This is a genomic window from Pantoea sp. WMus005 (assembly GCF_013415305.1).
GTDB classification, from domain to species: Bacteria; Pseudomonadota; Gammaproteobacteria; order Enterobacterales; family Enterobacteriaceae; genus Pantoea; species Pantoea rara.
The window spans coordinates 1,950,161-1,962,390 of the sequence record NZ_JACBXU010000001.1; the positions used below are offsets into that span (position 1 = coordinate 1,950,161).

Below are 12,230 nucleotides of genomic sequence, written 5' to 3' on the forward strand. Positions count from 1 at the left end.
CAATTATCTGGCAAAAAACGGTAAAAAACTTGTTGACGCTGTCTGGTCAACTCCGCATAATGCGCCCCGCAACGCCGATGAAGGTAACGCGAAAAAAAGATGGCTACGTAGCTCAGCTGGTTAGAGCACAGCACTCATAATGCTGGGGTCACAGGTTCGATTCCCGTCGTAGCCACCATCTTTTTTTGCGGGAGTGGCGAAATTGGTAGACGCACCAGATTTAGGTTCTGGCGCCGCAAGGTGTGCGAGTTCAAGTCTCGCCTCCCGCACCATTTCATTATTCGGCAGCGTGGATGGGATATCGCCAAGCGGTAAGGCACCGGTTTTTGATACCGGCATTCCCTGGTTCGAATCCAGGTATCCCAGCCAATTTCGATGATTCTTGATGCTGAGAACGGACGAATGGGATATCGCCAAGCGGTAAGGCACCGGTTTTTGATACCGGCATTCCCTGGTTCGAATCCAGGTATCCCAGCCATCATTGAAATGCAGTAAAATTTGGCTACGTAGCTCAGCTGGTTAGAGCACAGCACTCATAATGCTGGGGTCACAGGTTCGATTCCCGTCGTAGCCACCATATAATTGGGGTGTCGCCAAGCGGTAAGGCACTGGTTTCTGATACCAGCATTCCGGGGTTCGAATCCCTGCACCCCAGCCATACAAAGACAATTTGAAAAACACCATTATTGGGGTGTCGCCAAGCGGTAAGGCACTGGTTTCTGATACCAGCATTCCGGGGTTCGAATCCCTGCACCCCAGCCAAATTGCACAACCAGGCCCGCTTTTGCGGGCTTTGTTGTTTTTGTACCTTTCCAAACGCTGATCTCTTCCTGATTTCTGGCCCGCCCTGCGGCGAGCCTCGATGCGCAATCGGCTATAAACCCAGTGCGTAACGCAATACCTGCCGCTTCAGCACACCGGAATGTTCGGCAGCAATCAGCCCGAGATTACGCGCAAACCGCAGCGGTGCCAGCTGATTGCTGAAGGCGAAGTAAAAGAGATCCATGCCGCCCTGCATCAGCATATTGTCTTTACGACGCTGCCGGTGATAGCGCTGCAGGATGCGCTCCGACGCCCAGTCCTCCGCCGCACCGCGTGCGTTGACCAGCACATCAATCAATGCATCAATATCGCGATAGCCCAGATTCACGCCCTGCCCGGCCAGCGGGTTTATGGTATGCGCGGCGTCTCCGACCAGCGCCAGTCCCGGCAGGACATAGCGTGAAGCATGGCGGCGCACCAGCGGAAAGCCACCTGCCGCATGGGCTTTAAAACGTCCCAACCGCGCCGGGAAGTGGCTGGCAATCTCTTTTTCCAGCTGGGCCATCGGCATCGCCTGCAGCTGACGGATTCTTGCTGGCGCGTCATACCAGACCAGCGAGGCCCGATTGCCATAGAGCGGCAGGAAGGCGCGCGGTCCCTGCGGTGTAAAGTGCTGCCATGTGGCCTCCCCTGCCGGATGTTCGCAGGTCACGCTGATCAGCAGACAGGACTGCGCATAACTCCAGCCATGAATCCCGATGCCCGCCATCTGCCGCACCTGAGAGTTCGCACCATCTGCACCAACCACCAGCCGGGTGTGTAAGGCCACGCCGTCATTAAGATCAACGCGCCAGCCGCCATTTTCTGACTGCAGGTTCTCCAGTGTGGCCGGGCAATAGCATGTCACGCCCAGCGACTGCATCTCCTCCCATAATGCCCGCTGAAGCACGCTGTTCTCGACCATAAAGCCCAGCTCGGGCAGGCCCAGCGAGGCCGCATCAAAACTCACCTGCGCCGTCTGCCACTCCCAGGTTTCCAGCCTGCGATAAGGCGCGCTGCGCATCGCGTCTACCCGTGGCCAGACGTTAAGTCTCTTCAGTAAAGCCACCGAAGAGGATCCAATCGCTGAAATTCGCAGATCGGGATCGCTATCAGCATCAAATGGAGCGGGTTCGGCACGCTCAATCACCGCCACGCGAAAATGTTGTTGTGTCAGTCCACAGGCCAGCGCAGCACCAACCATGCCACCGCCGACAATCACGACATCAAACTGATTATCCTGCATTGCTTATGTCCCTCTCTGATTCCCGCAAGCCTGCGCAACACGGGTCTGAATAGAGCAAAGTGTACCGGAAAACGCGATGGCTGGCAGAAAAGCCCTCAGGCTGGTCACCACAGCATCAAAGCATTACAATACGCCCCCCTCACTTCACTGCACTGAATCAATGGCTAGCGCGATGACAAAAAAACTGCATATCAAAACCTGGGGATGTCAGATGAATGAGTATGATTCATCCAAGATGTCTGATCTGCTGAACAGTACGCACGGCTATACGCTGACCGAGGTCCCTGAAGAGGCGGATATTCTGCTGCTGAACACCTGTTCAATTCGTGAGAAAGCGCAGGAGAAAGTGTTCCATCTGCTGGGACGCTGGAGAAAACTTAAAGAGCGCAATCCGGATGTGATTATTGGCGTGGGTGGCTGTGTGGCGTCGCAGGAAGGGGATCATATCCGCCAGCGTGCACCCTGCGTCGATATCGTTTTTGGTCCGCAGACCCTGCATCGCCTGCCGGAGATGATCAACACGGTGCGCGGCACCAAAAGCCCGGTGGTCGACATCAGCTTCCCGGAAATCGAGAAATTTGACCGTCTGCCGGAACCGCGCGCAGAAGGCCCGACAGCTTTTGTTTCCATCATGGAAGGCTGCAACAAATATTGTACTTTCTGCGTGGTGCCTTACACCCGCGGCGAGGAAGTGAGCCGTCCCAGCGATGACATTCTGCTGGAGATCGCTCAACTGGCGGCGCAGGGTGTGCGTGAAGTTAACCTGCTGGGCCAGAACGTCAACGCCTACCGGGGTGCCACCTTTGATGGTGAAATCTGTACCTTCGCGGAGCTGCTGCGTCTGGTCGCTGCCATCGACGGCATCGACCGCATTCGTTTCACCACCAGCCACCCAATTGAGTTCACCGACGACATCATTGAGGTTTACCGCGATACCCCGGAACTGGTCAGTTTCCTGCACCTGCCGGTTCAGAGCGGCTCAGACCGTATTCTGACGCTGATGAAGCGTGCCCATACCGCCCTGGAATATAAGGCGATTATCCGCAAGCTGCGCGCAGCGCGCCCGGATATTGAGATCAGCTCCGACTTCATTATCGGCTTCCCCGGTGAAACGCAGCAGGATTTCGAGCAGACCATGAAACTCATCGCCGAAATCAATTTCGACGTCAGTTTCAGCTTTATCTACTCTGCCCGTCCCGGCACGCCCGCCGCTGACCTGCCAGATGATGTCAGCGAAGAGGAGAAAAAGCAGCGTCTGTGGATCCTGCAGGACCGCATCAACCAGCAGGCGCAGGCGATCAGTCGCCGCATGGTGGGCACTGTGCAGCGTATTCTGGTGGAAGGCATCTCCCGCAAGAACGTGATGGAAGTCTCTGGCCGCACTGAAAATAACCGCGTGGTTAATTTCGAAGGTACGCCTGAGATGATTGGCCGCTTTGTGGATGTGGAAATCGTTGATGTCTACACCAATTCGCTGCGCGGCATACTGGTGCGCACAGAAGATGAGATGGGTCTGCGTATGGCAGAAAGCCCGGCGTCAGTGATTGCCCGTACCCGTAAAGAAAACGAAATCGGCGTGAGTCTGTTCCAGCCGTGATGCCTGCTATACTGTGCGGCAGCGCGCATCGCGTTGCCGCCAATTTCACTTTGCACCACTTGGTTTCTGAAAGTGTCGCCCAAATATCTTTCCTTAAGCTTGCGCCCAGGCGTTACGGCATAAATAATTTTGTTATGGTGCATCCGGTTAAGCCCAACGGTGCGTCAGACACACCCCATAACTGGCCCTGAGTGACCCAAAGGATTCGTTTGAATATCGAAACTCGTGAAATCGCCCTTGAACCGGCTGATAACCGTCGACTGATGAGCCTGTGTGGGCCTTTCGACGATAATGTGAAACAGCTTGAGCGTCGTCTGGGCATTGAGATCAATCGCCGCGACAACGTCTTTAAGCTGGTGGGACGTCCACTTTGCGTCAATGCCGCCGCAGATATTCTGAAAACCCTGTATGTCGACACCGCGCCGATGCGTGGTGAGATCCCGGATATCGAGCCTGACCAGATTCACCTGGCCATCAAAGAGAGCCGCGTACTGGAGCAAACCGCTGAAAGCGTGCCGGAGTACGGTAAAGCGGTCAATATCAAGACCAAGCGTGGTGTGATTAAGCCGCGCACACCAAACCAGGCCCAGTACATCGCAAATGTGCTTGACCACGACATCACCTTTGGCGTCGGCCCGGCCGGTACCGGTAAAACTTATCTGGCGGTCGCCGCAGCCGTTGATGCACTGGAGCGTCAGGAGATTCGACGCATCATGCTGACCCGCCCTGCAGTAGAAGCGGGTGAAAAACTCGGTTTCCTGCCAGGTGACCTGAGCCAGAAAGTCGACCCTTATCTGCGCCCGCTCTACGATGCCCTGTTCGAAATGCTTGGCTTCGAGCGGGTAGAAAAGCTGATGGAGCGCAATGTCATTGAGGTTGCCCCGCTGGCCTACATGCGCGGTCGTACCTTAAATGATGCGTTCATCATTCTTGATGAGAGCCAGAACACCACCATCGAGCAGATGAAGATGTTCCTGACGCGTATTGGCTTTAACTCAAAAGCGGTTATTACAGGCGACGTTACCCAGATTGACCTGCCGCGTCACGTCAAGTCGGGCCTGCGCCATGCCATTGAGGTGCTGGCGGACGTTGAAGAGATCAGCTTTAACTTCTTCCATAGCGAAGATGTCGTGCGCCATCCCGTCGTTGCCCGCATTGTTACCGCCTATGAAGCCTGGGAAGCGGCCGATCAGACCCGTCGTGACCAGCAGGCCGAAGAGCGTAAACGCGAAGCGCTGGCTGCACAGAGCGCCACGCAGGAGAACAAATGAGCGAGGTTATTCTCGACCTGCAGGTCGCCTGTGAGAATGCGGCTGACCTGCCGGATGAAAGCCAGTTTCATCGCTGGCTGTCAGCCGCTGTCATTCCTTTCCAGCCCGATAGCGAAGTAACCGTGCGTCTGGTTGATGAAGCGGAGAGTCATGATCTTAATCTGACTTATCGTGGCAAAGACAAACCAACCAACGTTCTCTCCTTCCCGTTTGAAGCGCCGCCGGGTATTGAGCTGCCGCTGCTGGGCGATCTGATCATTTGCCGCCAGGTGGTTGAGCAGGAAGCCGCTGAACAGGGTAAAAGCGTTGAAGCCCACTGGGCGCATATGGTGGTACATGGCACGCTGCATCTGCTGGGTTACGACCATATTGAAGATGACGAAGCTGACGAGATGGAAGGACTGGAGACCGAGATAATGCTTGCTCTTGGGTATCCTGATCCGTACATTTCGGAGAAAGAAGACGCCTGAATCCTCCATTCTGGCTATCCGGCTGTCAGCACAGTTTGCTGACAGCACCTATTCCTCACCAGAGAGATCTTTAAAAACCGCCATGAGCGACGACCATTCTCAAAACAGCGATGCACCCAGTAGTAAAAAGGGATTTTTCTCCCTGTTGATCAACCAACTCTTCCACGGCGAACCGAAAAGCCGTGATGAGCTACTGGAGCTGATCCGCGACTCGAATAACAAAGAGCTGATTGACCAGGACACCCGCGACATGCTCGAAGGGGTTCTGGATATTGCGGAGCAGCGCGTGCGTGACATCATGATCCCGCGCTCGCAAATGATCACCCTGAAACGTAATCAGAGCCTCGAAGAGTGTCTGGATGTCATCATTGAGTCCGCTCATTCCCGCTTCCCGGTGATCAGCGAAGATAAAGATCATGTGGAAGGGATTCTGATGGCGAAAGATCTGTTGCCGTTTATGAGCAGCGAATCTGAGCCTTTCAGCATTGAGAAAGTACTGCGTCCTGCGGTGGTTGTGCCTGAAAGTAAGCGTGTAGATCGGATGCTGAAAGAGTTCCGCTCCCAGCGCTACCATATGGCGATCGTTATTGATGAGTTTGGTGGTGTCTCCGGTCTGGTGACCATTGAAGACATTCTGGAACTAATCGTCGGTGAGATTGAAGATGAGTATGACGATGAAGAAGATCGTGATATCCGTCAGCTCAACCGTCACACCTTTACGGTGCGCGCACTGACCGCCATTGAAGATTTCAATGAGGTGTTTGGCACGCAGTTCAGCGATGATGAAGTCGACACCATTGGTGGTCTGGTGATGCAGGGCTTCGGCCATCTGCCTGCTCGCGGTGAAAGCATCGACATTGAGGGTTACCAGTTCAAGGTGGCGATGGCTGACAGCCGCCGCATCATTCAGGTTCACGTGACTATTCCGGAAAATTCGCCACAACCTCAACTGGAAGACGAATAAGTCTATGGCTTTAGCCTCACTCTACCCGCGCCAGCGGGTTCGCCTGCTGCTGGCTTTAATAACGGGTGCAGTTGGCACCCTCGCCTTCTCTCCTTACGATTTCTGGCCCGCCGCGCTGCTTTCGCTGTGCGGCTTACAGCTTCTGACTTTGAACCGCTCCAGCCCACAGGCCACCGCGATCGGCTTTGTCTGGGGATTGGGTCTGTTCGGCAGCGGCATCAACTGGGTTTACGTCAGTGTCGCCACCTTTGGCGGCATGCCTGGCCCGGTCAATGTCTTTATCGTGGCGTTGCTGGCGGCGTATCTGGCGATCTACCCGGCGCTGTTTGCCGGCGTACTGAATCGCCTGTGGCCGCGCACAACGCTGTGGCGACTGGCGCTGGCCGCACCGGCATTATGGCAAATGACCGAGTTCCTGCGCGGCTGGGTGCTGACCGGCTTTCCGTGGCTGCAGTTTGGTTACAGCCAGATTGATGGCCCGTTAAAAGGGCTGGCTCCGCTGGCGGGCGTCGAGACGCTGACCTTCCTGCTGATGGTGGTGGCTGGAATGCTGGCTTATGCCCTGCAGCAGCGCAATGTCAGAAGTCTGGTCGCAGCACTGCTGCTGCTAGCCCTGCCGTGGCCGTTGCGCTACATCCAGTGGGTTCAGCCGATGCCCGGACGTGCGGTTGAAGTGGCGCTGGTGCAGGGAAACATCCCGCAGTCCATGAAGTGGGACCCGCAGCAGTTGCTCACGACCCTGCGCATTTATAACGGTCTGAGTCAGCCGCTGATAGGCAAAGCGCCGATCATTATCTGGCCTGAATCGGCCATTACCGATCTTGAGAGTAATCAGCAGCCGTTCCTGCGTTCGCTGGATGATGAACTGCGTGAGCGCGGCAGTTCGCTGGTCACCGGCATCGTGGACTCCCGGCTGGAACAGAACCGTTATCACGATTACAACACCGTGATCGTGCTGGGTGGTAAGGCGCCTTACAACTACTTCAGCGGTAATCGCTACCAGAAGAACCATCTGGTGCCGTTTGGCGAGTTTGTACCGCTGGCCGATCTGCTGCGTCCTCTGGCCCCGTTCTTTGATCTGCCGATGTCGGCATTCAGTCGTGGAAACTATCTTCAGCCGCAACTGAACGTAGCGGGCTACAACCTGACCAGCGCCATCTGTTATGAGATCGTGCTGGGTGAACAGGTGCGGGCCAATTTCCATCCCGACACCAACTTCCTGCTGACTGTTTCGAACGATGCCTGGTTTGGTCACTCAATCGGTCCCTGGCAGCACTTCCAGATGGCGAGGATGCGTGCGCTGGAACTGGGTCGTCCGCTGTTGCGTAGTACCAATAATGGCGTGACGGCGGTGGTCAATGCCAGCGGTGATGTGGAAGCCATGCTACCGCAGTTTACCCGCGGTGTGCTGACCAGCAAGGTCACACCAACGCAAGGGGAAACGCCGTATGCGCGGGCAGGCATCTGGCCTGTGTGGTCACTGACGCTGCTGGCCGCGTTGATAGCCCTGTTGCGTCGACGTCGATAATCTCTTAAATAGCAAAGGCGAAGCCCAGGCTTCGCCTTTTTTCTTTGCTTGCTCCCCAGCCTGTATCACTTCCACTGACCGCAGACTCTGCTGCCTTTCTCACCCTGCACCGCTTTCTGGCACGATGATTGCAAAATATTTCACTGTTTTTCGCTAACAGCCTGATTACAGGCGCTGCCGCGAGGCGGGCTGCACCAAAACAGTCCTATCTCCTGCACCGTTAACGCGCAGTGTGGAAAAATTGCCTTTTTTTGGTGCGGATCACCTCGCAAAAAAGAAACTTTTTTGTTTCATTGCGTTAACAATCCGCTATGTTAGTGACTCTTCTGCGCCCGTTTACTCCGCAGAATGAGCAGAAATGCAGCAGAAAACAGACACAACATCATAATCAGCGCAGGTTATATCCTGTGCCTTTTTCATACGAAGGAGTTGGAACATGCAACTACGCAAAGTGGCATTATCTCTTCTGCTGATCAGCGCAGCGGCGGGAGCGGCCCAGGCGGAAGATCTCAGCGGCACCCTGAAGAAGATTAATGACAATGGCGTCATTGTGGTCGGGCATCGCGAATCATCAGTTCCCTTTTCTTATTATGACAACCAGCAAAAAGTCGTCGGCTATTCACAGGATTACTCAAATGCCATCGTGGAAGCCATTAAAACGAAGCTGAACAAGCCTGACCTGCAGGTCAAAATGATTCCAATCACCTCACAAAACCGTATTCCGCTGCTGCAAAACGGCACTTACGATTATGAGTGTGGCTCGACGACTAATAACCTCGAGCGCCAGAAACAGGCTGCCTTCTCTGACACCATTTTTGTCATCGGCACCCGTCTGCTGGTTAAGAAAGATGGCCCGATCAAAGATTTTGCCGACCTGAAAGGCAAAACTGTGGTGGTGACCTCAGGAACAACCTCTGAAGTGCTGCTGCACAAACTCAACGATGAACAGAAACTGGATATGCGCATTATCAGCGCAAAGGATCATGGCGACTCCTTCCGTACGCTGGAAACCGGTCGTGCCGTGGCCTTTATGATGGATGATGCCCTGCTGGCAGGTGAACGTGCCAAAGCTAAAAAGCCGGACAACTGGGAGATCTTAGGCACGCCACAGTCCAAAGAGGCTTACGGCTGCATGCTGCGTAAAGATGATCCGCAGTTCAAAGCGCTGGTGGATGAAACCATCGCTAAAGCTCAGACCTCAGGTCAGGCAGAAAAATGGTTCGGGAACTGGTTCAAAAAGCCAATCCCGCCAAAGAACCTGAACATGAACTTTGACCTGTCAGATGACATGAAAGCACTGTTCAAAACGCCAAACGACAAAGCACTCAATTAACAACAAAATACCCAATGGATTTCAGATTGCATTGAGGTGGCAGGAAAGTGAATCCCGAATCGCTTACTCCGGTAAGAGATTTGTGTGAGTCAACGTAGCCAACAAAAATGCGGCCTGAATAACAACGGGTATAACAAGGGCGGCCTGGCTGCCCTCTCGATTGCTGAAACCGCGGCATGGACAGACAGACTGACACGGGTCGTTCCCCTGAGTCAGGACATAAAACGCCGTTCATCAATCTTCAGGGTAGCTTAGCTACCCTTTTTTTCCGGAGCTCGTTATGGGTATCGATTGGAACTGGGGCATTTTCCTCGAACAGGCCCCGTTCGGTAACACGACCTACCTCGGCTGGCTGTGGTCCGGTTTTCAGGTGACGATAGCCGTCTCCTGCTGCGCCTGGATTATCGCCTTCTGCGTGGGTTCATTTTTCGGCATTCTGCGCACCGTGCCGAATCGCCTGCTGTCGACCATTGGCACCTGCTATGTCGAACTGTTTCGTAACATCCCGCTGATTGTCCAGTTCTTCTTCTGGTATCTGGTGGCGCCCGAACTGGTGGGTGAAAACCTCGGCATGTGGTTTAAGTCTGAGCTGGACCCCAACATTCAGTTCTTCCTCTCTTCCATGATCTGTCTTGGCCTTTTTACCGCCGCCCGCGTTTGCGAGCAGGTGCGCGCGGCGATTCAGTCACTGCCGAGTGGACAGAAGAATGCCGGCCTGGCGATGGGATTAACCCTGCCACAGACCTATCGCTATGTACTGCTGCCCAATGCGTATCGCGTGATTGTCCCGCCGATGACCTCGGAAATGCTGAACCTGGTAAAGAACTCGGCTATCGCCTCCACCATTGGTCTGGTTGATATGGCAGCGCAGGCGGGCAAACTGCTCGACTATTCTGCTCACGCCTATGAATCCTTTACCGCCATTACGCTGGCCTATGTCGCGATTAACCTGGTAATTATGTTGTTGATGAGTCTGGTCGAGCGCAAGGTCCGGCTGCCAGGCAATGCGGGAGGCAAGTAATGTACGATTTTGACTGGAGTTCGATTGCACCCAGCCTGCCTTATCTGCTTAACGGCTTAGTCATTACCTTTAAGATCACGATTACCGCGGTGGTGTTCGGCATTCTGTGGGGCACCCTGCTGGCGGTAATGCGTCTGTCGGCCTTTAAGCCCATCAGCTGGTTCGCCAAAATTTATGTGAATCTGTTCCGCTCAGTGCCGCTGGTGATGGTGTTGCTGTGGTTCTATCTGGTAGTGCCGAGTTTCCTGCAGCAGGTGCTTGGCCTGTCGCCTAAAACGGATATCCGCCTGATTTCAGCCATGGTCGCCTTTTCGCTGTTTGAAGCGGCGTACTACTCAGAAATCATTCGTGCCGGCATCATCAGTATCTCACGAGGACAGGGCAATGCCGCACTGGCGCTGGGCATGACACAGTGGCAGGCAATGAAACTGATTATTCTGCCGCAGGCATTCCGGGCAATGGTTCCGCTGCTGCTGACGCAGGGTATCGTCCTGTTCCAGGATACCTCACTGGTCTATGTCTTAAGCCTGGCGGACTTCTTCCGTACCGCATCCACCATTGGTGAGCGCGACGGCACCCAGGTTGAAATGGTTCTGTTTGCAGGTCTGGTCTACTTCGTTATCAGCCTGAGCGCATCGCTGTTGGTCAGCTATCTAAAAAGAAAAAGGACGGTTTAAATGATTAGCCTGAAAAATGTTTCTAAGTGGTATGGTCACTTTCAGGTGCTGACCGACTGCTCAACCGAAGTCAAAACCGGTGAAGTAGTGGTGGTGTGCGGCCCGTCCGGCTCCGGTAAATCAACACTGATTAAAACGGTGAACGGACTTGAGCCAGTTCAGCAGGGCGTGATTGCGGTCAACGGCACCGAGGTGAATAACAAAAAAACCAACCTTGCGCAGCTGCGCAGCCAGGTCGGCATGGTGTTCCAGCACTTCGAGCTGTTCCCGCATCTGAGTATTATTAATAATCTGGTGCTGGCACAGGTGAAAGTGCTGAAGCGCGACAAAGCGGCGGCCCGCGATAAAGGGCTGAAGCTGCTGAAGCGTGTGGGACTGTCAGCGCATGCCGAGAAGTTCCCCGGCCAGCTTTCTGGCGGTCAGCAGCAGCGCGTGGCGATTGCGCGTGCGCTCTGCATGGATCCTATCGCGATGCTGTTTGATGAACCGACCTCTGCGCTGGATCCGGAAATGATCAACGAAGTGCTGGATGTGATGGTTGAGCTGGCGCAGGAAGGGATGACAATGATGGTGGTGACACACGAGATGGGCTTCGCCCGTAAAGTTGCCAATCGCGTGATCTTCATGGATGAAGGGAAAATTATCGAAGACACTAACAAAGATGACTTCTTTAATAACCCTCAGTCTGACCGCGCGAAAGATTTCCTCGCTAAGATTCTGCACTAAACAATCTATGCCTATGCGGGTCACACAGTGTGGCCCGCATAGATTTTGTTATCAGGGCTCAAAAGGCTGACGCTGAAACTGATCGTTGCCGCACTCCGGACAACGGGACAAGGTTTCAGGGGTATAGATTGACCGGGTAAACTGACATTTCTCACACACCAGATTGCCCAGCCCCACGACTTCACCGCTCTGATACACCCCGTGGTGATGCAGGTCCTGAAAGACCTCGCGCCACTCCAGCTGACTTTTATCGGTAATATCTGCCAGCTCTTTCCAGACGCTCTCGCGGATAATGCGCATAAACAGTGAATCAGCCAGGGGTTCTTCCACGTCGGTATAGCTGCGTGCAAACTCGCTCAAATCACGGCGAACCGAACTCAGCGCCTGGTCAATCTCACTTTCCGACATATCATCGCGTACCAGTAACTGACTTCTCCGCCCGGCAATCAGCTCATCAAGGTTACGATCGCCCTGACGAAGACGTTCGGTCAATACGGCTAACGACTCGCGATATTCCTGAGCCACTTTATTCATTTTATTCTCCTTTAATACAGACTCTCGCTGAACTAAGTTTAGTCGGAATGTTGCTTTTGCCG

At 54.3% G+C, this 12,230-nt stretch carries 11 protein-coding genes and 7 tRNA genes; 16 read left to right on the forward strand and 2 right to left on the reverse strand.

The annotated features are described in order from the left end of the window. The first annotated feature begins 101 nt into the window (after positions 1 to 101). From HZZ01_RS08885 to HZZ01_RS08915, 7 genes are all read left to right on the forward strand, one after another. Positions 102 to 178 (forward strand) — tRNA-Met (locus tag HZZ01_RS08885). Between the two features lie 9 nt (positions 179 to 187). Further along, a tRNA-Leu gene (locus HZZ01_RS08890) sits at positions 188 to 272 on the forward strand. Between the two features lie 22 nt (positions 273 to 294). Then, positions 295 to 369, forward strand: a tRNA-Gln gene (locus HZZ01_RS08895). Positions 370 to 403: 34 nt separating this feature from the next. Continuing rightward, positions 404 to 478 (forward strand) — tRNA-Gln (locus HZZ01_RS08900). Between the two features lie 22 nt (positions 479 to 500). Beyond that, positions 501 to 577: transfer RNA gene (locus tag HZZ01_RS08905), tRNA-Met, on the forward strand. Between the two features lie 6 nt (positions 578 to 583). Further along, a tRNA-Gln gene (locus tag HZZ01_RS08910) sits at positions 584 to 658 on the forward strand. Between the two features lie 29 nt (positions 659 to 687). After that, positions 688 to 762: transfer RNA gene (locus HZZ01_RS08915), tRNA-Gln, on the forward strand. A gap of 112 nt (positions 763 to 874) precedes the next feature. Here the strand turns inward: HZZ01_RS08915 and ubiF are convergent. Then, positions 875 to 2,047, reverse strand: coding sequence for a 3-demethoxyubiquinol 3-hydroxylase (gene ubiF / locus HZZ01_RS08920; protein WP_179896537.1), 1,173 nt, complete (start codon positions 2,045 to 2,047; stop codon positions 875 to 877). Between the two features lie 172 nt (positions 2,048 to 2,219). Here ubiF and miaB point away from each other — a divergent pair, with 172 nt between their 5' ends. The 9 genes from miaB to HZZ01_RS08965 all read left to right on the forward strand — a co-directional run bounded on the left by miaB (position 2,220) and on the right by HZZ01_RS08965 (position 11,634). Then, on the forward strand, positions 2,220 to 3,644 hold the full coding sequence (gene miaB / locus HZZ01_RS08925; RefSeq protein ID WP_179896539.1) for a tRNA (N6-isopentenyl adenosine(37)-C2)-methylthiotransferase MiaB: 1,425 nt from the start codon (positions 2,220 to 2,222) through the stop codon (positions 3,642 to 3,644). Between the two features lie 209 nt (positions 3,645 to 3,853). Next, positions 3,854 to 4,915: a PhoH family protein gene (locus tag HZZ01_RS08930; protein WP_136198207.1), complete on the forward strand. Its 1,062-nt coding sequence runs from the start codon at positions 3,854 to 3,856 to the stop codon at positions 4,913 to 4,915. Beyond that, positions 4,912 to 5,385, forward strand: a complete 474-nt coding sequence (ybeY, locus tag HZZ01_RS08935) for an rRNA maturation RNase YbeY (protein ID WP_179896540.1) — start codon at positions 4,912 to 4,914, stop codon at positions 5,383 to 5,385. The genes HZZ01_RS08930 and ybeY overlap by 4 nt, the downstream gene beginning before the upstream one ends. 82 nt (positions 5,386 to 5,467) lie before the next feature. After that, positions 5,468 to 6,349, forward strand: coding sequence for a CNNM family magnesium/cobalt transport protein CorC (gene corC / locus HZZ01_RS08940; protein WP_179896541.1), 882 nt, complete (start codon positions 5,468 to 5,470; stop codon positions 6,347 to 6,349). Between the two features lie 4 nt (positions 6,350 to 6,353). After that, entirely contained in the window at positions 6,354 to 7,877 is a 1,524-nt protein-coding gene (lnt, locus tag HZZ01_RS08945) for an apolipoprotein N-acyltransferase (protein ID WP_179896543.1), read from the forward strand. 436 nt (positions 7,878 to 8,313) lie between these two features. After that, a complete protein-coding gene (locus HZZ01_RS08950; protein ID WP_179896545.1) occupies positions 8,314 to 9,210 on the forward strand; it encodes an amino acid ABC transporter substrate-binding protein in 897 nt (298 codons plus the stop codon). Positions 9,211 to 9,490: 280 nt separating this feature from the next. After that, the gene (locus HZZ01_RS08955) at positions 9,491 to 10,231 is read left to right on the forward strand and encodes an amino acid ABC transporter permease (RefSeq protein ID WP_003854005.1); all 741 of its coding nucleotides are present in this window, start codon (positions 9,491 to 9,493) and stop codon (positions 10,229 to 10,231) included. Beyond that, positions 10,231 to 10,908, forward strand: coding sequence for a glutamate/aspartate ABC transporter permease GltK (gene gltK, locus HZZ01_RS08960; protein ID WP_179896547.1), 678 nt, complete (start codon positions 10,231 to 10,233; stop codon positions 10,906 to 10,908). Before HZZ01_RS08955 ends, gltK begins: the two co-directional genes overlap by 1 nt. Then, positions 10,909 to 11,634, forward strand: coding sequence for an amino acid ABC transporter ATP-binding protein (locus HZZ01_RS08965; RefSeq protein ID WP_013357105.1), 726 nt, complete (start codon positions 10,909 to 10,911; stop codon positions 11,632 to 11,634). A 51-nt stretch (positions 11,635 to 11,685) separates the two neighbouring features. Here the strand turns inward: HZZ01_RS08965 and HZZ01_RS08970 are convergent, their stop codons facing one another. Further along, positions 11,686 to 12,168 (reverse strand): zinc ribbon-containing protein, encoded by a 483-nt coding sequence (locus HZZ01_RS08970; RefSeq protein ID WP_179896549.1) that lies wholly within the window; start codon positions 12,166 to 12,168, stop codon positions 11,686 to 11,688. Positions 12,169 to 12,230: the final 62 nt, after the last annotated feature.

Coding starts and splice junctions, on each gene's coding strand:
- ubiF (WP_179896537.1), bottom strand. CDS start 2,047: ATGCAGGATAATCAGTTTGATGTCGTGATTGTCGGCGGTGGCATGGTT.
- miaB (WP_179896539.1), top strand. CDS start 2,220: ATGACAAAAAAACTGCATATCAAAACCTGGGGATGTCAGATGAATGAG.
- ybeY (WP_179896540.1), top strand. CDS start 4,912: ATGAGCGAGGTTATTCTCGACCTGCAGGTCGCCTGTGAGAATGCGGCT.
- corC (WP_179896541.1), top strand. CDS start 5,468: ATGAGCGACGACCATTCTCAAAACAGCGATGCACCCAGTAGTAAAAAG.
- lnt (WP_179896543.1), top strand. CDS start 6,354: ATGGCTTTAGCCTCACTCTACCCGCGCCAGCGGGTTCGCCTGCTGCTG.
- HZZ01_RS08950 (WP_179896545.1), top strand. CDS start 8,314: ATGCAACTACGCAAAGTGGCATTATCTCTTCTGCTGATCAGCGCAGCG.
- HZZ01_RS08955 (WP_003854005.1), top strand. CDS start 9,491: ATGGGTATCGATTGGAACTGGGGCATTTTCCTCGAACAGGCCCCGTTC.
- gltK (WP_179896547.1), top strand. CDS start 10,231: ATGTACGATTTTGACTGGAGTTCGATTGCACCCAGCCTGCCTTATCTG.
- HZZ01_RS08965 (WP_013357105.1), top strand. CDS start 10,909: ATGATTAGCCTGAAAAATGTTTCTAAGTGGTATGGTCACTTTCAGGTG.
- HZZ01_RS08970 (WP_179896549.1), bottom strand. CDS start 12,168: ATGAATAAAGTGGCTCAGGAATATCGCGAGTCGTTAGCCGTATTGACC.